Origin of the sequence: Agrobacterium sp. YIC 4121 (assembly GCF_002008205.1) — a bacterium.
GTDB classification, from domain to species: domain Bacteria; phylum Pseudomonadota; class Alphaproteobacteria; order Rhizobiales; family Rhizobiaceae; genus Agrobacterium; species Agrobacterium leguminum.
In genome coordinates this window covers 75835-94406 of the sequence record NZ_MRDI01000004.1, presented here as the reverse complement: position 1 = coordinate 94406, position 18572 = coordinate 75835, and the positions used below count along the sequence as shown (strand labels likewise).

The following is an 18572-nucleotide window of genomic DNA, read 5'->3' as shown; positions in this document are numbered from 1 at the left end:
CGGCAGCGATCCGCTCCGGGGCTTTTTTGTTTAGGCAGCCTTCTTTATGGAGGTTCGCACGTCAGCAAAAATCTCCACGGATCGCAGCCGCTTTTCGATGTCATGGATCGGCATGGAAACGATCAGCTCATCCGCCTGGGTTTCCGCCAGGAAACCGTCGAGATGGCGCTGGATCGTCTCAGGCGAGCCCACGGCTGCGAAACGCAGCGTGTGTTCGACGGAGAAACGCTCCATCTCGTTCCAGTAATCGTCCATGCTGTGCACCGGCTTCGGAAACTGCGTGCGCACGTTGCGGCGCAGGTTGACGAATTGCTGCTGCGACGAGGTGAAAAGATGCTGCGCCTCTTCGTCCGTATCGGCGCCGACGCCCATCACACCCACCATCACATAGGGCTTGTCCAGTACTTCTGAGGGCTGGAAGCGCTCGCGATAGATATGGATCGCTTCCATCAGCATATCGGGCGCGAAATGCGAGGCGAAGGAATAGGGCAGGCCGAGGGCTGCGGCGAGATGCGCGCTATAGGTGCTGGAGCCGAGCAGCCAGATCGGCACATTCGAATTCATGCCGGGCACGGCAAGAATCGCCTGATCCTGCTGCGGCGGACCAAGGTAACGCTGGAGTTCGACTATATCGTGCGGGAAGTTTTCCGCGCCGGCATCGAGATTGCGGCGCAGCGCCCTTGCCGTGCGCATGTCGGTTCCGGGAGCACGGCCAAGACCGAGATCGACACGGCCGGGAAGCAGCGCCGCAAGCGTGCCGAACTGCTCGGCGATGACGAGTGGGGAGTGGTTGGGCAACATGATGCCGCCGGAGCCGACGCGGATATGTTTCGTGGCCGCGCCCACATGGGCGATGACGAGCGATGTTGCAGCACTGGCAATTCCCGGCATGCCGTGGTGCTCCGCCAGCCAGATACGGTTATAGCCGTTTTCTTCGGCCTTGATCGCCATTCGGCGGGAATTTTCAAGCGCCTCGCTGACGCTCTCGCCTTCGCCGATGGGCGAAAGGTCGAGAATGGAAAAGGGGATCATCCGACGCTCCTGCGAAATTTAAATCTTTGCTGCGGATGTAAGACGCGTGTCCCGATTTACCAGTGAAGTCGCGCAGAATTGAAGGATGGTTCAAAAAAATTGGGGCCTCCGAAGAGGCCCCTTTGCTTTTTCAGCCTGCCCGCCGAATTTGTCGGGCGTCGCGATGACCTGCTGCATCCCGGTCGGAAGCCAGCGTGAATTGTCCAAGCCTGCCGTCCATTTCGCCCGCTTCGGAGGCGAGATTGTGAATGGCGGCCGTTGTTTCTTCCACCATGGCGGCATTCTGCTGGGTCATGGTGTCGAGGCTGGCGACGGTGCTGTTGATTTCCGAGAGCGTGTGCGCTTCCTCGCGGGTGGAGTCCATGATCTCCTCGATGCGCGTGCTGATGGTCTGCACATGCTTGCCGATGCCGGAAAGCGACGTGCCTGCTTTTTCCACCAGCGCCACGCCGGCGGAAACCTCGTCGGTAGAGCGCTTCAGCAGGCTGGTGATCTCCTTTGCGGCCGCTGCCGAACGCTGCGCCAGTTCGCGCACCTCCTGCGCCACCACCGCAAAGCCCTTGCCTGCTTCGCCCGCGCGGGCTGCCTCCACGCCAGCATTGAGGGCGAGAAGATTGGTCTGAAAGGCGATTTCATCGATGACGCCGATGATCTGATTGATCTGGCGTGACGAGGTCTGGATCGCCTCCATGGCGGCGATGGTCTGCTCCATGATGCGGCTGGATGCCGTGGCCTCCGCGCTGGCGTCGCGGGCGATCCGCGTTGCCTGTTCGGCGCGTTCGATCTGGTCGCGGACGGCCTCCGTGATCGCCTTGATCGCGCTTGCCGTTTCGGTGATGGAAGCTGCCTGTCGCTCGGTACGTTCGGCGAGCTGATCAGCTCCCACCCGCATCTCCTCGGAACCGCCACGAACGGCGGCGGAGTTGCCGCCGATGGCCTGCATGGTTTCGCTGAGCCGGGAAAGTGCCGTGTTGAAGTTATGGCGCAGGCTTTCGAGATCGTCGGGGAAGACGGTTTCGATACGATAGGCGAGGTTGCCGTTCGCCAGCCGGTCCAGACCTTCATCCAGGGAATGCACGACCATCTGCAGGGTGCCGGCCTCGGCCTCCCGTTCCGCAAGATGCGCGCGGCGGGCCGTTTCGGCTTCCTCACGCGTGCGCGATGCGGTTTCTTGCATCTCCCGCTGCAGGATGAGCTTTTCGCGGAAACTGCCAAGCGCCCGCGCCATGCGGCCGATCTCGTCCTTCCGGTCCTGATTGCCGATCTCCGCATCGAGACGGCCTGCGGCCACTTCGCCGGTCAATCCTGCAAGCTTTTCCAGCGGTGCGAACAGGCGTCGCGCAAAGAAGGCCGTCGCCGCGCACATGGCCGCCAGAACGCAAAGGCCGATCACGGCAAGCGTGCCGGCAATCGAAACCGAGCCCGCATTCAATTCGCTGCGCAGCATGCTTTCCACCGCGAGATATTTTTCCCCGGCAAAGGAGAAGGGGCGGGCATAGGCATTGGCCTCGCCATCGGCACGGTCGATCTTGGCAATCGTCATGCCCGTCGTATTCAGCGCTTGTCCATGGAAGCCATAGATTGCCGGATCGAGGCCGACCAGCCTGTTGCCCTCCACGCCGATAACCTTGCCATCGGCGGAAACGATCGCGGACTGTTCGGAACTGCCGGCCGTCACACCCTTTGTGAGGATTTGGCTGAAGACCTCTTCCTTGACCCGGAAGAGGACGATGCCCTTGAAAGCGCCGAACTTGACGACGGGAACGCCGAAATAAATGCCGGCCTCTTTCGTGGCGGCATCGATGCGCAGGCCGGAGAAGCTGGTCTGGGCCACGTCGTTCGCGGCCTTTTCGGCATTTGCGGCGCCGCGTGCGAAGGCCGCGCCCAGGCCGCTTTCCGCCCAGGCGCCGCCGGTGACGGTTTCCCCGAAAGCCGATCCTTTCAGATAAGAGTAATAGACCGTGCCTGCGGGATCGATGAAGAGAACGTCGCTGAACGGCGTTCCCTGCAGATAACCGCCAATATCCGTCTGGGTTTTTTCATGGGTGGAATAATAAAAGCCGCTCGGGCTTTCCGGCTTGATCAGCTTTTCCTTTTCGCCGAAGGGGTTTTCCGTGACGAAGACGCGCTGCAGTTCCGCCTTCGCGTCACCGGAGTTCTTCTGCACGGTCGCCCAGCCGCTGCGCATGGAAACGACAGCCATTTGCAGGGATTCGATCTTGGCGATGGAGTCCGCCTGCGTTTTCAGCTGCTCAAGACGCTCCTGAAGCATGTCGCCGCGAAAGACGAGAATGCTCTCCATGGATTTCGACGCCTGTTCTTCCAGAACGCCGCTGCTGCTCTGGTAGCCGAGAAGCGTCAGAGCCCCGGTCGAGATCGCCATCAGCGCCAGGAAAATCGCCAGCACTTTGGTGGATATGGAATGAAAACGGTTCAGCATGGCCGATGCAGCCCCCAATGCCGTATCAGTTCCCGCGCCATGCATGTGGCGCCACCGGATGGCTGATATGGCTCAGATATTATGCTGCGGATCTTCATGTCCGCAGCTCCCCTTTTTTGATTTTGTGGGGGAACAATGCGGTACGCGGTTTAAGCAGAGGTAAATGCTGCACTGCAAATTTGATGAATGTTGTCGTTTTGTTCACTTATCGCTGGCAGGGTCGCAGCCGGAAAGATAAGGTGCCTCATGCAAAAGACGATTCGAATCATCGGCATTGACCCCGGATTAAGGCGCACCGGCTGGGGGGTGATCGACACCCTCGGCAACAGCCTCCGGTTTGTCGCCTCCGGCACGGTGACGTCGGACGGTGATATGGATCTGGCCTCGCGGCTCTGCCAGCTGCATGACGGGCTGGCGGATATTGTGCACAGCCATCAGCCCGACGAGGCGGCGGTGGAACAGACTTTCGTGAACAAGGATGCGGTTGCGACGCTGAAACTCGGCCAGGCGCGCGGCATCGCCATGCTGGTTCCGGCGCGCGCAGGATTGCCGGTCTTTGAATATGCGCCGAACGCGGTGAAGAAGGCCGTCATCGGCGTCGGGCACGGCGAAAAGCAGCAAATTCACATGATGCTGAAAATCCTGATGCCGAAGGCCGAATTCAAGGGTAACGATGCGGCGGACGCGCTCGCCATCGCAATCTGCCACGCCCATAATCGCGGCGGTGACAGGATGCGGCGACTGCTGGCGGCCGGTTGAATATTTAAAGTCTCATCACAGCGGGCGGCACCATGATCGGAAAACTGAAAGGCAGCATCGAGGAAATCGGCGCGGACTATGTGCTGGTGGATGTGCACGGCGTCTGTTACGTCGCCTATTGTTCGGCGCGCACGCTGTCGAAAATCGGCTCCGTCGGGGAGGCGGTGGTGCTGTTCATCGAAACCTATGTGCGTGAGGACCAGCTGAAGCTCTTCGGTTTTCTCTCGGCGCTGGAGCGGGAATGGTTCAACCTTCTGCAGAGCGTGCAGGGTGTTGGCTCGAAAGTGGCCTTGGCCGTTCTTTCCACGCTGTCACCCTCCGAACTGGCCAATGCCATTGCGCTACAGGACAAAACGATGATCTCGCGTGCGCCCGGTGTCGGGCCGAAGGTGGCGGTGCGTCTTGTGACAGAGCTTCGCAACAAGGCTCCGGCCTTTGCGGGAGAGGCTTCCGCCTCAATCGGCCTCAAGCAGGAGCTTGGCGAAGGCGTCGCATCCGCGCCGGTAGCGGATGCCGTCTCCGCGCTCACCAATCTCGGCTACTCGCGCGACCAGGCCGCCAACGCGGTTGCCGCGGCGCTGAAGAACGGCGGGGAGGGCGGCGACAGCGCCAAGCTGATCCGGCTCGGGCTGAAAGAGCTTTCGCGTTGATGCGCTTGATGCTAAATTCCTTACAATGGGTAAAAAGTAAGAAAAGGGCAGCGGCATGGGCTTTCAGGTGACAATCACCTCCAAAGGGCAGATGACAGTTCCCAAGAACGTGCGCGAACAATTGAAAATCAAGCCCGGCGACAAATGTTACGCCTGGGTTCGTAACGGGGAGATGATCGTTGTCCCTCGCAATAAATCTCTTGCCGATCTGGCCGGAATTCTCGGTAAACCCCCGAATGGCAAAAAGCTTACCATCGAGCAGATGAATGATGCGATTGGTGAGGGAGCTGTTGCGCGGTACAAGCGTTCTACGGATACGACGGAAGACGAATGACCAGCCGTTTCGGAATAGACACGAATATTCTGCTCCGTATCGTGGTAGATGACGATGTCGAACAAAAAGAAACGGTGAAGCGTCTTCTTACACGGCTTGAGGACGGAGAAACCCTGCTTGTAAGTCTCGCTGTGATTTTGGAGACGGCGTGGGTACTTGGCCAGTTCTACGGTTATCCCAAAAGCGCCGTTCTGGAGTTTTTCCAGCTTATGCTTGAGCGGCGGGAACTGGAAATTCCGGATTATGAGGCGATTGGCAATGCCATCGACATATGCCGGAATACAAATGCGGATTTTTCCGACGCGATTGTATCGGAAAGCAACAGGGTCAATGGCTGCGTGGCGACATATACGTTTGACAAAAAAGCTGCTCGCAAGCTGCCCGGAATGGAACTTCTGACATGAGTGATGCGGCAAGGCTTATCACCCCCGAAAAGCGCGGTGAGGACATCGACACCACCCTGCGCCCGCAGTCGCTGGACGATTTTACCGGCCAGGCGGAGGCCCGCGCCAATCTCAAGGTGTTTATCGAGGCGGCCAAGAACCGTGGCGAAGCGCTGGATCACGTGTTGTTCGTCGGCCCGCCCGGTCTCGGCAAGACGACGCTGGCGCAGATCATGGCCAAGGAACTTGGCGTCAACTTCAAATCCACCTCCGGCCCCGTCATCGCCAAGGCGGGCGATCTCGCCGCGCTTTTGACCAATCTCGAGGAGCGCGACGTTCTCTTCATCGACGAAATCCACCGTCTCAACCCGGCGGTGGAAGAAATTCTCTATCCGGCAATGGAGGATTTCCAGCTCGACCTCATCATCGGCGAAGGACCGGCGGCACGTTCGGTGAAGATCGATCTTTCCAAATTTACCCTTGTCGCCGCGACGACCCGTCTTGGGCTTTTGACGACGCCGCTGCGCGACCGTTTCGGCATTCCCGTCCGATTGGCTTTTTACACCGTCGACGAACTGGAATTGATCGTCCGACGCGGCGCGCGGCTGATGGGCCTGAACATGACCGATGAGGGTGCACGCGAGGTGGCAAGGCGTGCGCGCGGCACGCCGCGTATCGCCGGACGGCTACTGCGCCGCGTGCGCGATTTCGCCGAGGTGGCGCGGGCGGAAGCCGTTACCCGCGAGATCGCCGATGAGGCCTTGACCCGGCTTCTGGTCGACAAAATGGGTCTCGACCAGCTCGACATGCGGTATCTCACCATGATCGCGGTCAATTTCGGCGGAGGCCCGGTTGGCATCGAAACCATCGCCGCCGGCCTTTCGGAGCCGCGCGACGCGATCGAGGATATTATCGAACCCTATATGATCCAGCAGGGCTTCATCCAGCGCACGCCGCGCGGTCGCATTCTGACCGGCACGGCCTGGAAACATCTGGGCATGCAGCCACCCAAGGATCTTGAGGCGGCGCAGTTCCGGCTGACCCTGGAGGAGGATTGAGGGAACAAGCCCGGCGTGCCGGCATTTGATCGTCTTTGGCACGGAGATGATCATGTCGGTGTATCGCAAGGGCACTAAGGTCCGGTGGAACTGGGGCAGTGGTACCGGTGAAGGTAAAATCGTCGAGATTTTCACGGTTGATGTCGAACGCACCATCGCCGGCTCCAGAATAAAGCGGAAGGCGAGCAGGCAGGAGCCTGCCTATCTGATCGAACAGGAAGACGGCGCCAGGGTTCTGAAAAGCAGATCGGAGCTTGAGCGCGTCTATTGAACGACGCCGCCCTTCGGCGGCAATTGAGGAGCCTTCATGTCTTACGATCCGCTGCGGGTCTTCCGCAAACTCGCGCGCAACAACCGGCTGGCAAATTTTCGGCTGCATCAGGCCTGTCTTCAGCTTTCGCAGGAAGCGTTTGTGGCTTCCCGTGTGAGTTTCTTTCCGACGCTGCGCGCGACGCTGAACCACATCTACACCGTTGACCGTTTTTATATCGATGCCCTGCAAGGTGGCACGCTCGGCCTTGCGGCCTTTGCTGAAGAAGAGCCTTTCGCGACCATGGCGGATCTGCGTGTCGCCCAGACGGAGTTGGACGAGGCGCTGATCGCATTTGTCGACAGCCTCGATGAAGACGGCCTTGCCGCTAACGTCAATATCCATCGCGGCGCGCGTATCCAGCACGATCGCTGCGACGATATTCTATCGCATCTCTTCCAGCACCAGACGCATCATCGCGGGCAGGCGCATGCGATGTTGTCCGGCACCGCGCTCAAGCCGCCGCAACTGGATGAATTCATTGTGGGAGATGACGCAAAGGCGAGAAAAGATGAGATGGATGCGCTAGGGTGGACGGAAACCGATTTGATGTTTCCAGCCCGCAGGTCAGCGCCATGACACACGATACCAAGCAGGACACCCGCATCCGCATCAAGTTCAAGCCGAAGCGCATTTTTCAGATGCGGGTCGCGGGACTGGCGTTTCGCGATGGCCACGTCCTGGTGCACCGGGCGTCGCATGAAAAATTCTGGACCTTTCCGGGCGGCCGCGCCGAAATGGGCGAACGCTCCGAAGAAACGCTGGCGCGCGAAATGGTGGAAGAGCTTGGCGTCGAGGCCAAGATCGGGCGGCTTCTCTGGGCGGTCGAAAATTTCTTCCACTACGAAGGCAAGGACTGGCACGAACTCGGGTTTTATTACCTGATGGACCTGCCGGAGACGCTGGCCTTTCATCCGACCGATATCATTCACCGCGTTCAGGACGGCGACAACGAGCTGGAGTTCCGCTGGGTCGCCGCAACCCGTCAGGCATTGACCGAGCTTGATATTCCGCCCTATTTCATCGCCGACGAAATAGAGCACCTGCCTAAGGCCACGAGACACCTCGTCTGGCATGACGGCGATCTGGACGATAAATGACCTCTGCCCCTGAACGCCACATGATCCGGCTGGACCGGAAACCGCAGCTTTTCAGCATGCGCGTGGCGGCGCTGATCTTTCAGAACCGCCATGTTCTCGTCCAGCGCGGTGCGAAGGACATTTATTGGGCCTTGCCCGGCGGGCGTGCCGAAATCGGCGAAAGCTCGCAGGAAACCATCATCCGCGAGATCGGCGAGGAGCTTGACCGGGATTGTTCCGTCGAACGTCTTCTCTGGTCGGCCGAGAGTTTTTTCGCCTATGACGATTTTGCGGCGCATGAGCTCGGATTTTATTATCTCGTTTCGCTTCGCCAGCCCCTGCCGTTCCATGAAAGCGATATCGTGCATCGGGTGCTGGATGGTGTCGAGGTGGAATTCCGCTGGCTGCCCGCGCAGCCTTCAGCACTTCTGAAGAGCGATCTGAGGCCCCGTTTCATCGCGGAGCGTATCGAAGCGCTGCCGCACCGGCATGAGCATCTTATCGTCCGCGAAGGACGTCCCGATGCAGTTGAAATTTCCAAGGAGATAATATGAGCGAGCTTGTGGTTTCGCTTTCGGGTGAGCTTATCGAACATGGCCACCGCCTGACGCAGCGTGTCTATTACGAGGATACGGATTTCTCCGGCCTCGTTTACCACGCCCGTTACCTGCATTTTCTCGAACGTGGCCGCACCGATTACCTGCGCTGCCTCGGCTGCGAACAAAGCGCGCTTCTGACTGCCGATGAGGAGGGGCTGGTTTTCGTCGTGCATCGCATGGAGATCGATTTCAAAAGCCCGGCGCGGATGGATGACGTGTTGACGATCACGACTATCACCGAGAAGGCCGGCGGCGCGAAAATGGTGCTCAATCAGGAAATCCGGCGCGGCGAAACACTGCTGGTCGCCGCCAAGGTCATCATCGCCGTCATCAACGCCAACGGTCGCCCGAGGCGTCTTCCGGAGACGGTGGCGGAAAAATTCCTGAAGTAATTGGCGGTTCCATCCAGTAAATCCATCTGGCGTGGCCCGGTTGTAACACTCCTTTAACCATAATGGTGTCTTACTTTAGCAACTGGCATTTGTGCGGCGCACGCCTTCCTTTCACCAAATTTATTGGCAAGTAAGGCTTACTGGCAAGTATCGGGGTATGGCTAAGGGGTTGGCGGCTGTTGCCGCAGGACTTCGAGCGTTAACACGCGTTTGAATCGCCCGGTCCCGTACCGGGCGTTTGGATTCGGGGATTGGATATTTATGGAACAGGCAGGTTTGGCAGCGGCGACGCACGATGTAAGTCTCTGGGCACTGTTTATGCAGGCGGGCCTCATCGTGAAGCTCGTGATGATCGGACTTATCGCCGCCTCGGTCTGGACGTGGGCGATCGTCTTTGACAAATATGCGAGCTTCGGCAAGGCAAGACGCCAGTTCGACCAGTTCGAACAGGTCTTCTGGTCGGGCCAGTCGCTCGAAGAGCTTTATCGCACGCTGGCGGAACGCCAGAACGGCGGTCTTGCGGCGATTTTCGTTTCCGCCATGCGCGAATGGAAGAAATCCTTCGAGCGTGGCGCACGCTCGCCCATCGGTCTGCAGATGCGCATCGACCGGGCGATGGACGTGACCATGGCGCGTGAAAGCGAACAATACGAGGCGCGTCTCGGTTCGCTCGCCACCATCGGTTCGGCCGGTCCCTTCATCGGTCTCTTCGGTACGGTTGTGGGTATCATGACCTCGTTCCAGGCGATTGCCGGTTCGAAGTCCACCAACCTTGCGGTCGTGGCGCCGGGTATCGCCGAAGCGCTTCTGGCAACGGCCATCGGTCTTGTCGCGGCTATTCCCGCGGTTATCGCTTACAACAAGTTTACGGCCGACGCGCACAAGCTTTCCGCCCGCATGGAAGGTTTCGCCGACGAGTTCTCCGCGATCCTGTCGCGCCAGATCGATGAAAAACTTCAGACGCGGCAGGCCGCCCAGTAAGCGGCCGCATGCTGTGCAGTAATTTGCCGCAAGGCAAAATGGAGTAGATGATATGGGTATGTCAGCAGGTGGCAGCGGCGGCGGTTCCGGTGGACGCCGGGGGCGCGGCGGACGACGCAGGGGCGGCGCGATCAGCGAGATCAACGTGACGCCGCTGGTCGACGTCATGCTCGTGCTGCTCATCATCTTCATGGTGGCAGCGCCGATGATGACGGTCGGCGTGCCGATCGATCTGCCGCAGACATCCGCCAATGCGCTGAACTCGGATACGCAGCCGATCACCATTTCCGTCAACGCCAATGGCCAGATCCATCTGCAGGAAACGGAAATTCAGGCGGCAGAAGTGGCCGACAAGCTGCAGGCAATCGCCACGACAGGTTATAACGAGCGCATCTTCGTGCGCGCGGATTCCGTTGCCGCATACGGCGTCGTCGCAGATGTGATGGCGCGCATCCAGGCGGCGGGCTTCAAGAATATCGGCCTTGTGACCCAGCAGAAACAGGACAATTGACGTAAAACGATGAAGGGCAGCCTTACCACATCCGCGATCGTGCATGCGTCGCTTCTGGCTTTCGCCCTCGTTTCCCTGGGCTCGCCGGAGCCGCTTGACGTGTCGCAGGCCGAGGCCCTGCCGGTGGAACTGGTGCCCATCGAGGAGCTGAGCCAGATCCAGCAGGGCGACAAGAACGCGCCGAAAGCGGAAAAGTCGGCCCCCGTTCCGACCACGCGGCCGGATATCGTCGAAAACGCCCAGAATGTCGGCAACAACACGGTCGATCTTGACGCGCCGCCGACGCCGACCACCAAGCCGAACGACAATATCAGCGCTGCCGCTCCGCCAAAGCAGGAAAAGCCGCAACCCGTCGTCGACACCAAGGCGAACGAGGTGAAGGAAATCGTCAAGGAAGAAACCTCGGCTCCGAAGCCGCAGGAAATGGCCGCCTTGCCGCAGACCAAGCCCGAGATCGCGCCGCAGCCGAAGACGGAGCCGCCGCCGCAGGAAAAGAAGGCCGAAGAGCCGCCGCCCGCGCAGCAGGAACCGGCCGAAATTCCCGTGCCGCAGAACGTACCGCGCCCGAATTCCCGTCCCGAGCCGCCGAAGCCGGAAGAGCCGAAGCAGGTCGAGACCAAGCCTGCCGAGCAGAAGCCCGCGGAAAAACCGGCCGAGACCAAGCCCGATCAGGCGAAGTCCACCGACAAGCCTTCCGACAAGAAGCCCGGCGAGAAGAAGCAGGAGACTGCGAAATCGGCTTCCTCGAAGGAAAGCGATTTTAACGCCGACGATATCGCCGCGCTTTTGAACAAGCAGGCGCCTTCGGGTGGCGGCGCCAAGCGCTCCACCCAGCAGGCCTCGCTTGGCGGCAAGAAGACGACGGGCGGTTCGACGCTCAGCCAGACGGAAATGGATGCGCTGCGTGGCGCGATCCAGAAGAACTGGCAGATCATTCCCGGCATGGCGGATGCCTCGGACGTTCGCGTCCGGGTCACCATGAAGCTCGACCGTGATGGAACCATCATCGGTCGGCCCGAGATCGAGGCGACCGGCGGTTCCGAAGGAACACGTCGTGCTCTTTCCGGCGGAGCCTATCGCGCCATCATGCGTTCTGCTCCGTTCACAAACCTTCCTGCCGACAAATATGACGCATGGAACGAAGTTGTCGTGAACTTCGATCCCAGTGAATTGCTATGAATGCTGAAAGGCCTGGCAACATGAAGATATTTTCGCCGATCCGGCTGGTGCTCGCTGTCGCGGCCCTCATGTCGGTTTTCTCCGCACCGGCTTTTGCGCGGGTGGAAATCAACATCAACAAGGGCAATGTCGAGCCGCTGCCCATCGCCATCACCGACTTCATGTCGAGCGACGGCATCGGCGCGCAGGTTTCCGCGGTCATTGCCGCCGACCTGCAGCGTTCCGGCCTTTTTGCGCCGGTCAACAAGAACGCCTTCATCGAAAAGATCAGCAATCCGGATCAGCAGCCGCGTTTCGAGGACTGGAAGGTCATCAACGCCCAGGCGCTCGTGACCGGCCGTGTCACGCGTGAAAGCGATGGCCGCCTGCGCGCCGAATTCCGCCTGTGGGATACGTTCGCCAACCAGCAGATGACTGGCCAGCAATTCTTTACCCAGCCGGAAAACTGGCGCCGCGTTGCCCACATCATCGCCGACGCCATCTATGAGCGGATCACCGGTGAAAAGGGCTACTTCGACACCCGCGTCGTTTTCGTCTCTGAAAGCGGCCCGAAGACGGCCCGCAAGCGCCAGCTGTCGATCATGGACCAGGATGGTTTCAACGTCCGCAATCTCACCAACTCGAACGACATTGTCCTGACGCCGCGTTTCTCGCCGAACCGTCAGGAAGTGACCTACATGTCCTTCGAAGGCCAGCAGCCGCGCGTCTACCTGCTGCAGCTGGAAACCGGACAGCGCGAAGTTGTCGGCAATTTCCCCGGCATGACCTTCTCGCCGCGCTTCTCTCCGGATGGCCAGAAGGTCATCATGAGTCTGCAGCAGGATGGCAACGCCAATATCTACACGATGGACCTGCGCTCTCGCACCACGACACGGCTGACGAACACGTCGGCGATCGATACGGCGCCGTCCTATTCGCCCGACGGTCAGCGCGTCGCCTTCGAAAGCGACCGCGGCGGCCGCCAGCAGATTTACGTCATGAATGCCGATGGTTCCGGCCAGCAGCGCGTTTCCTTCGGCGATGGTTCCTATTCCACGCCGGTCTGGTCGCCGCGCGGCGATCTGATCGCCTTCACCAAGCAGTCGGGCGGCAAGTTCTCGATCGGCGTGATGAAGACCGACGGTTCGGGCGAGCGCATCCTGACCAGCGGTTTCCACAATGAAGGCCCGACCTGGGCGCCGAACGGCCGCGTGCTGATGTTCTTCCGTCAGAACGCCGGTGCGGGCGGTCCGCAGCTCTATTCGATCGACCTGACGGGCTACAACGAACAGCTCATCAAGACGCCGACTTTCGCTTCGGATCCAGCATGGTCGCCGCTTCTGGACTGATATGACTGCCATGACGGCGCCGGTTCATGCCGGCGCCGTCATGTTTTACTTGATACCATGGGGAAGTGCGCCTCTTTCTTGCCGCAAAGTGTTGTGAGGGAGCAAAAAAATGGGACATTTCCTTTCTGTTAACCATAAGCGTTTGCCGGCTATTAACCGCGATCAGTTAGTGTCCGGCAACGTTATTGAAATCCTAAGGAGAGACCGGCGATGAGCCGTACACACATTTCGGCACTCAGCCCCATGCAGAAACTGGCCCGTAACCCGGCTGTCATCGCCATGACGCTCGCGCTCGCTCTCGCAGGCTGCGCGAACAAGAAGAACATGCCGAACAGCGCCGGTGAACTTGGCCTTGGTGGCGCGGGCTCCGCAACGCCGGGCTCCCAGCAGGACTTCACGGTCAATGTCGGCGACCGCATCTTCTTCGACACCGACTCGACCTCTATCCGCGCTGACGCCCAGCAGACCCTGCAGCGCCAGGCTCAGTGGCTCGCCCGTTACCCGAACTACGCCATCACCGTTGAAGGCCATGCCGACGAACGCGGCACGCGCGAATACAACCTGGCGCTCGGCGCCCGTCGTGCGGCTGCAACCCGCGACTTCCTGGCTTCCCAGGGCGTTCCGGCTAACCGCATGAAGACGATCTCCTACGGCAAGGAAAAGCCGGTCGCCGTTTGCGACGACATCTCCTGCTGGTCGCAGAACCGCCGCGCCGTGACGGTTCTCGGTGGCGCGGGCATGTGATTGCCTGACGTTATTGTGATCTTTAATGAAAGGCGGTCTTTGGGCCGCCTTTTGTTTTTTTCATAGTTTGGCCGAAGTTAAGTTGCTTTTTCGGTCGATATGGAAAAAATCCGGCTTGCGCCATTCCGGTGCAAATCAGTTAAGGCAGGACGAATGAGATGAAGAAACTTGTCGTGGCGGGAATGCTGGGGCTTGCAGCCTGCACCGGCTTGAGCGGCATCGCCGTTTCGGGTCCGCTGTTCGGTGCGGGGGGTAGCTTCGGCACGATCAACTCTCAGCAGCAGCCCCCGGTCGTCCGGGTTCAGGCCAATGAAGCCTATCGGGTTCAGCAGCTTGAAGAACAGATCCGGCAGCTCAACGGCCGTATCGAGGAAATGAGCTTCCAGCTTCTGCAGATGCAGGAAACGATCCGCAAGGCGCAGGAAGACAATGAGTTCCGCTTCCAGGAACTGGAGAGCGGCAATGCCGGCGGCAAGGGTGCAAGCCCGACCGCTGCGCCGAAAAAGAAGGCGGAAGCCAGTCCGGTCAATCCGGCCTCACCGCCGACCGACGACGTTGCAACGATCATCGAAACGCCACCCGAGGGTGGCGCTTCCGTTTCTTCGTCTGCTCCCTCCACCGCTCCGACAGGCGCACCGGGAGAGACGACGCTCGGCTCCATCGAGCTTGATTCCAAGGGAATGCCGGTTGGCGGCACGTTGAATCAGGGCGCTAATAATTCCTCTGCCAGCCTTCCGGGCGTCAGCACGGGCAATAGCCAGCGCAAGACGGATCCGGTGAATACGGCGGCGCTTACCAGCGAAGGCGATATTTATCAGGCCGCTTACGGCCATGTTCTTTCCGGTGACTACAAGCTGGCGGAACAGGGGTTCCAGCAATATCTGCAGGGTTATCCCAAGGGCACGAAGGCCGCGGATGCGAGCTTCTGGCTGGGCGAGGCGCAATATTCCCAGGGCAAGTTCAACGAGGCCGCAAAGACCTTCCTGAACGGCCATCAGGCCTATGGCAAATCGCCGAAGGCGCCGGAAATGCTGATGAAGCTCGGCATGTCGCTTGCCGCTCTCGACAATACCGAAACCGCCTGCGCCACGCTGCGCGAGGTGCCGAAGCGTTATCCCAATGCTTCCAAGACTGTGCTGAGCAAGGTTGCCAGCGAACAGAAACGGCTGAGCTGCTGATTTTTCCCTGCCGTGGCGGGTATTTCCATGCCGGTTGATGCCCGCATTCTGAACGAAAAGACTGTTGCGCCGCTCGCGGCGGCAAGGTCTTTTGTCAAAAATCTCCACACACCAGCCCATATGCTCGTCGCAATCTCCGGAGGCAGTGATTCCACCGGTCTGTTGCTGGCCTTGCATGAGGCAATGGCGGAGACGGATCGGGATGGCTTGCGCCTTTCCGCTGTCACCATAGACCATGCGCTGAGAGCGGAATCCGCCGATGAGGCGCGCAAGGTGGCGATGCTCTGCGCCGAGCTAGGCATCCCCCACGTTACCCGCCGATGGGACGGCATCAAACCGGCCTCGGGCCTTTCCGAAGCCTCCCGGCTTGCCCGCTACCGCCTGATTGCCGAGGTCGCCCGCGAGACGGGCGCCGATCTTGTCGTGACGGGACATACGGTCGGCGACCAGCGCGAAACCGTGGCGATGCGCGCTGCCCGCAGCGGCGGCTCTGACAATCTCGGTCTCTCCGGCATGGCGGATGCGGTCTTATACGATGGCCGCCACTGGATCATGCGGCCGTTCCTGATGTGTGAGAGGCAGGCGATCCGTGGCTATGTGTCCTCCCGCTCGCGCGGTTGGTTTGACGATCCGAGCAATGAAAATACCCGATATGAAAGGGTGCGTGTACGGCAGGCGCTTCCCGTCTCTCCTGTCCGGATCGATGTGGAAACCTCTCTCAAAAGGCAGGCGCTTTCCGAAACAACGGCTGCTTTTCTGCGGGGGCATACACAGGTTTTCCATGCTGCGCTCGCCAGATTGGCCGGCGATGGCGTCAATCCCGATCTTCCCGAGTTCCGGCATGGGTTGGCGGCGCTGATCGCAACCCTTGGGGGAAGGGCATATTTTCCGGCCGCAAGCAGCATGGCGCGCGTTCTGGAGTTTCTTAAAGCGGCTGAAAACGGGCGACTGACGGTCGGTCGCGTCCTGCTCGATCGCCGGCGGGACGGGCTTTATATGTTCCGCGAGCAGCGAAACCTGCCGGAGCTTGATATTGGCGCACATGAACAGAGATTGTGGGACGATCGTTTTCTCGTGAAGAACGGATCGGCTTTTCCAGTGCACGTCAAAGCGCACAGGGCCAGCGATACTGCGGAAGTGGCCGCGCTTTTTCCGTCGGTACCGGCCGGGGTGGCGAAGCAGGCGATGGCGGGGCTGCCGCAAATTGCCGCAGCAGCCGATGAGCCGGGTTCGCGGGCGGAGGCCGTCACCGTCACGCCGAGGCTCGCACCTTTCGATCTGTTCCTGTCACGTTTCGACCTTGAGTTGGCGAATGCAATCGCCAATTTATTCGGCCGCCCGGCTTACCCACAGCCCCCGGTTTAAATCCGGCCTCTTTTTCGTGAATTGCCTTGGAATAGTTTTTACACCAAAACGCATCAGATAACGCCGTTCGCCTTGGCAACGGGAGATGTCGTCCTTATGTTAGGGGCACATTATAGCGGGCAGCAAATTTGTCCGTGTGAGTTCGGGGAGTTCGATGAACCCAAATTTCAGAAATTTCGCCTTATGGGCCGTGATTGCCCTCTTGCTGATCGCATTGTTCAGCATGTTCCAGACATCGCCGACGCAAACGGGTTCTCGGGAAATTCCGTATTCCCAGTTTCTTCGCGATGTGGATTCCGGGCGAGTTCGCGACGTGACCGTCACCGGTAACCGGGTTCTCGGAACCTATACCGAAAACGGCACGGCCTTTCAGACCTATTCCCCCGTCATCGATGACAGTCTGATGGAGCGCTTGCAGAGCAAGAACGTGACCATCGTGGCGCGTCCCGAAAGCGACGGTTCCTCCGGTTTCCTGAGCTATCTCGGCACGCTTTTGCCGATGTTCCTCATTCTCGGCGTCTGGCTGTTTTTCATGCGGCAGATGCAGGGCGGCTCGCGTGGTGCGATGGGCTTTGGCAAATCCAAGGCCAAGCTGCTGACGGAAGCCCATGGCCGCGTGACGTTCGATGACGTTGCAGGCGTGGACGAAGCCAAGCAGGACCTCGAGGAAATCGTGGAATTCCTGCGTGATCCCCAGAAGTTCCAGCGCCTCGGCGGTAAGATCCCGCGCGGCGTGCTGCTGGTCGGCCCTCCGGGTACCGGTAAGACGCTTCTCGCGCGTTCCGTCGCCGGCGAAGCCAACGTGCCGTTCTTCACCATTTCCGGTTCGGATTTCGTGGAAATGTTCGTCGGCGTCGGCGCAAGCCGTGTGCGTGACATGTTCGAGCAGGCCAAGAAGAACGCGCCCTGCATCATCTTCATCGATGAAATCGACGCCGTCGGTCGCCATCGTGGCGCCGGTCTTGGCGGCGGTAACGACGAACGCGAGCAGACGCTGAACCAGCTGCTGGTCGAGATGGACGGTTTCGAGGCGAATGAAGGCATCATCCTCATCGCCGCCACCAACCGCCCCGACGTTCTCGACCCCGCACTTCTGCGTCCCGGTCGTTTCGACCGTCAGGTCGTTGTGCCGAACCCGGATATTGTCGGCCGCGAGCGCATCCTCAAGGTGCATATCCGCAACGTGCCGCTGGCGCCGAATGTCGACCTTAAGGTTCTGGCCCGTGGTACCCCCGGTTTTTCGGGTGCGGACCTGATGAACCTCGTCAACGAAGCTGCCCTCATGGCTGCCCGCCGCAACAAGCGCGTGGTCACCATGCAGGAATTCGAAGACGCCAAGGACAAGATCATGATGGGTGCGGAGCGCCGCTCTTCCGCCATGACCGAGGCCGAAAAGAAGCTGACCGCCTATCATGAAGCTGGTCATGCCATCACCGCGCTGAAGGTTGCCGTGGCCGATCCGTTGCATAAGGCGACGATCATCCCGCGTGGCCGCGCGCTCGGCATGGTCATGCAGCTGCCGGAAGGCGACCGTTACTCCATGAGCTACAAGTGGATGGTATCGCGCCTCGTCATCATGATGGGTGGCCGCGTTGCCGAAGAGCTGACCTTCGGCAAGGAAAACATCACCTCCGGCGCGTCTTCGGATATCGAGCAGGCCACCAAGCTTGCCCGCGCCATGGTCACGCAATGGGGCTTCTCCGATGCTCTTGGCCAGGTGTCCTATGGTGAAAACCAGCAGGAAGTCTTCCTCGGCCATTCCGTCTCGCAGTCGAAGAACGTCTCCGAGGCGACGGCCCAGACTATCGACACGGAAGTTCGTCGCCTGATCGACGAGGCTTACGGCGAGGCCCGCCGCATCCTGACGGAAAACCACGATGGTTTCGTTGCGATTGCCGAGGGTCTGCTTGAATACGAAACCCTGACCGGCGACGAGATCAAGGCCCTGCTGAAGGGCGAGAAGCCCGCCCGCGATCTGGGTGACGATTCTCCGGGCAGCCGTGGTTCGGCAGTGCCGAAGGCAGGCACCAAGAAGGATGGTCCGACCGAAGCAAAGGGCGACGGCGAGGCCGAAGGCGGCATGGAGCCGCAGCCGCATTGATCGTTCGCGCAAGCTAAAAATTGTAAAAGGCCATCCGGGTTTCCGGGTGGCCTTTTCATTTTGGTAACAAGATATAAGCCATTTTTGCGCTAATTTACGTGCTGTTTATCGTGGTTTGTGGCATCTAGCCAAAAACGCTTCCGGCTGTT

The 18572-nt window shown here is 59.9% G+C and carries 20 protein-coding genes; 18 read left to right on the top strand and 2 right to left on the bottom strand.

What is annotated here, in order from left to right; all coding sequences use genetic code 11:
• Positions 1–30 precede the first annotated feature (30 nt).
• Positions 31–1032 carry an LLM class flavin-dependent oxidoreductase gene (locus BTE54_RS07770; protein ID WP_078052028.1) on the bottom strand — a complete coding sequence of 334 codons (1002 nt, stop codon included), beginning with the start codon at positions 1030–1032 and terminating at the stop codon, positions 31–33.
• Between the two features lie 130 nt (positions 1033–1162).
• Entirely contained in the window at positions 1163–3472 is a 2310-nt protein-coding gene (locus BTE54_RS07765) for a methyl-accepting chemotaxis protein (RefSeq protein ID WP_078052027.1), read from the bottom strand.
• A gap of 246 nt (positions 3473–3718) precedes the next feature.
• Between BTE54_RS07765 and ruvC the strand changes: the two genes are divergently transcribed.
• The 18 genes from ruvC to ftsH all read left to right on the top strand — a co-directional run bounded on the left by ruvC (position 3719) and on the right by ftsH (position 18423).
• Positions 3719–4231, top strand: a complete 513-nt coding sequence (gene ruvC / locus BTE54_RS07760) for a crossover junction endodeoxyribonuclease RuvC (protein ID WP_003523217.1) — start codon at positions 3719–3721, stop codon at positions 4229–4231.
• 32 nt (positions 4232–4263) lie between these two features.
• Complete coding sequence (gene ruvA / locus BTE54_RS07755) at positions 4264–4881, top strand: Holliday junction branch migration protein RuvA (protein WP_003523218.1); 618 nt, start codon at positions 4264–4266, stop codon at positions 4879–4881.
• 55 nt (positions 4882–4936) lie between these two features.
• A complete protein-coding gene (locus tag BTE54_RS07750; RefSeq protein WP_078052026.1) occupies positions 4937–5215 on the top strand; it encodes an AbrB/MazE/SpoVT family DNA-binding domain-containing protein in 279 nt (92 codons plus the stop codon).
• Positions 5212–5619, top strand: coding sequence for a type II toxin-antitoxin system VapC family toxin (locus BTE54_RS07745; protein WP_065656484.1), 408 nt, complete (start codon positions 5212–5214; stop codon positions 5617–5619). Before BTE54_RS07750 ends, BTE54_RS07745 begins: the two co-directional genes overlap by 4 nt.
• Positions 5616–6656, top strand: coding sequence for a Holliday junction branch migration DNA helicase RuvB (ruvB, locus tag BTE54_RS07740; protein ID WP_065656483.1), 1041 nt, complete (start codon positions 5616–5618; stop codon positions 6654–6656). Before BTE54_RS07745 ends, ruvB begins: the two co-directional genes overlap by 4 nt.
• Positions 6657–6708: 52 nt before the next feature.
• On the top strand, positions 6709–6927 hold the full coding sequence (locus tag BTE54_RS07735) for a DUF2945 domain-containing protein (RefSeq protein ID WP_078052217.1): 219 nt from the start codon (positions 6709–6711) through the stop codon (positions 6925–6927).
• Positions 6928–6963: 36 nt separating this feature from the next.
• Positions 6964–7545 (top strand): DinB family protein, encoded by a 582-nt coding sequence (locus tag BTE54_RS07730; protein WP_078052025.1) that lies wholly within the window; start codon positions 6964–6966, stop codon positions 7543–7545.
• Complete coding sequence (locus BTE54_RS07725; protein ID WP_078052024.1) at positions 7542–8066, top strand: NUDIX hydrolase; 525 nt, start codon at positions 7542–7544, stop codon at positions 8064–8066. The genes BTE54_RS07730 and BTE54_RS07725 overlap by 4 nt, the downstream gene beginning before the upstream one ends.
• Positions 8063–8599 carry an NUDIX hydrolase gene (locus tag BTE54_RS07720; protein ID WP_078052023.1) on the top strand — a complete coding sequence of 179 codons (537 nt, stop codon included), beginning with the start codon at positions 8063–8065 and terminating at the stop codon, positions 8597–8599. The genes BTE54_RS07725 and BTE54_RS07720 overlap by 4 nt, the downstream gene beginning before the upstream one ends.
• On the top strand, positions 8596–9036 hold the full coding sequence (gene ybgC, locus BTE54_RS07715; protein WP_065656478.1) for a tol-pal system-associated acyl-CoA thioesterase: 441 nt from the start codon (positions 8596–8598) through the stop codon (positions 9034–9036). The genes BTE54_RS07720 and ybgC overlap by 4 nt, the downstream gene beginning before the upstream one ends.
• A 261-nt stretch (positions 9037–9297) precedes the next feature.
• Entirely contained in the window at positions 9298–10017 is a 720-nt protein-coding gene (gene tolQ, locus BTE54_RS07710) for a protein TolQ (protein WP_078052022.1), read from the top strand.
• Positions 10018–10069: 52 nt separating this feature from the next.
• Positions 10070–10528 (top strand): protein TolR, encoded by a 459-nt coding sequence (gene tolR / locus BTE54_RS07705; protein WP_003523240.1) that lies wholly within the window; start codon positions 10070–10072, stop codon positions 10526–10528.
• Between the two features lie 9 nt (positions 10529–10537).
• The gene (locus BTE54_RS07700) at positions 10538–11707 is read left to right on the top strand and encodes a cell envelope integrity protein TolA (protein WP_078052021.1); all 1170 of its coding nucleotides are present in this window, start codon (positions 10538–10540) and stop codon (positions 11705–11707) included.
• Positions 11708–11727: 20 nt separating this feature from the next.
• The gene (gene tolB / locus BTE54_RS07695; protein WP_003523242.1) at positions 11728–13035 is read left to right on the top strand and encodes a Tol-Pal system beta propeller repeat protein TolB; all 1308 of its coding nucleotides are present in this window, start codon (positions 11728–11730) and stop codon (positions 13033–13035) included.
• Positions 13036–13245: 210 nt separating this feature from the next.
• Complete coding sequence (gene pal / locus BTE54_RS07690) at positions 13246–13779, top strand: peptidoglycan-associated lipoprotein Pal (RefSeq protein ID WP_003506243.1); 534 nt, start codon at positions 13246–13248, stop codon at positions 13777–13779.
• A 158-nt stretch (positions 13780–13937) separates the two neighbouring features.
• Positions 13938–14957, top strand: coding sequence for a tol-pal system protein YbgF (gene ybgF, locus BTE54_RS07685; RefSeq protein ID WP_198939103.1), 1020 nt, complete (start codon positions 13938–13940; stop codon positions 14955–14957).
• Positions 14958–14984: 27 nt separating this feature from the next.
• Positions 14985–16322 (top strand): tRNA lysidine(34) synthetase TilS, encoded by a 1338-nt coding sequence (gene tilS / locus BTE54_RS07680; protein WP_078052020.1) that lies wholly within the window; start codon positions 14985–14987, stop codon positions 16320–16322.
• A 154-nt stretch (positions 16323–16476) separates the two neighbouring features.
• Positions 16477–18423 (top strand): ATP-dependent zinc metalloprotease FtsH, encoded by a 1947-nt coding sequence (ftsH, locus tag BTE54_RS07675; protein WP_065656475.1) that lies wholly within the window; start codon positions 16477–16479, stop codon positions 18421–18423.
• Positions 18424–18572 lie beyond the last annotated feature (149 nt).

Coding starts and splice junctions, on each gene's coding strand:
- BTE54_RS07770 (WP_078052028.1), bottom strand. CDS start 1,032: ATGATCCCCTTTTCCATTCTCGACCTTTCGCCCATCGGCGAAGGCGAG.
- BTE54_RS07765 (WP_078052027.1), bottom strand. CDS start 3,472: ATGCTGAACCGTTTTCATTCCATATCCACCAAAGTGCTGGCGATTTTC.
- ruvC (WP_003523217.1), top strand. CDS start 3,719: ATGCAAAAGACGATTCGAATCATCGGCATTGACCCCGGATTAAGGCGC.
- ruvA (WP_003523218.1), top strand. CDS start 4,264: ATGATCGGAAAACTGAAAGGCAGCATCGAGGAAATCGGCGCGGACTAT.
- BTE54_RS07750 (WP_078052026.1), top strand. CDS start 4,937: ATGGGCTTTCAGGTGACAATCACCTCCAAAGGGCAGATGACAGTTCCC.
- BTE54_RS07745 (WP_065656484.1), top strand. CDS start 5,212: ATGACCAGCCGTTTCGGAATAGACACGAATATTCTGCTCCGTATCGTG.
- ruvB (WP_065656483.1), top strand. CDS start 5,616: ATGAGTGATGCGGCAAGGCTTATCACCCCCGAAAAGCGCGGTGAGGAC.
- BTE54_RS07735 (WP_078052217.1), top strand. CDS start 6,709: ATGTCGGTGTATCGCAAGGGCACTAAGGTCCGGTGGAACTGGGGCAGT.
- BTE54_RS07730 (WP_078052025.1), top strand. CDS start 6,964: ATGTCTTACGATCCGCTGCGGGTCTTCCGCAAACTCGCGCGCAACAAC.
- BTE54_RS07725 (WP_078052024.1), top strand. CDS start 7,542: ATGACACACGATACCAAGCAGGACACCCGCATCCGCATCAAGTTCAAG.
- BTE54_RS07720 (WP_078052023.1), top strand. CDS start 8,063: ATGACCTCTGCCCCTGAACGCCACATGATCCGGCTGGACCGGAAACCG.
- ybgC (WP_065656478.1), top strand. CDS start 8,596: ATGAGCGAGCTTGTGGTTTCGCTTTCGGGTGAGCTTATCGAACATGGC.
- tolQ (WP_078052022.1), top strand. CDS start 9,298: ATGGAACAGGCAGGTTTGGCAGCGGCGACGCACGATGTAAGTCTCTGG.
- tolR (WP_003523240.1), top strand. CDS start 10,070: ATGGGTATGTCAGCAGGTGGCAGCGGCGGCGGTTCCGGTGGACGCCGG.
- BTE54_RS07700 (WP_078052021.1), top strand. CDS start 10,538: ATGAAGGGCAGCCTTACCACATCCGCGATCGTGCATGCGTCGCTTCTG.
- tolB (WP_003523242.1), top strand. CDS start 11,728: ATGAAGATATTTTCGCCGATCCGGCTGGTGCTCGCTGTCGCGGCCCTC.
- pal (WP_003506243.1), top strand. CDS start 13,246: ATGAGCCGTACACACATTTCGGCACTCAGCCCCATGCAGAAACTGGCC.
- ybgF (WP_198939103.1), top strand. CDS start 13,938: ATGAAGAAACTTGTCGTGGCGGGAATGCTGGGGCTTGCAGCCTGCACC.
- tilS (WP_078052020.1), top strand. CDS start 14,985: ATGCCGGTTGATGCCCGCATTCTGAACGAAAAGACTGTTGCGCCGCTC.
- ftsH (WP_065656475.1), top strand. CDS start 16,477: ATGAACCCAAATTTCAGAAATTTCGCCTTATGGGCCGTGATTGCCCTC.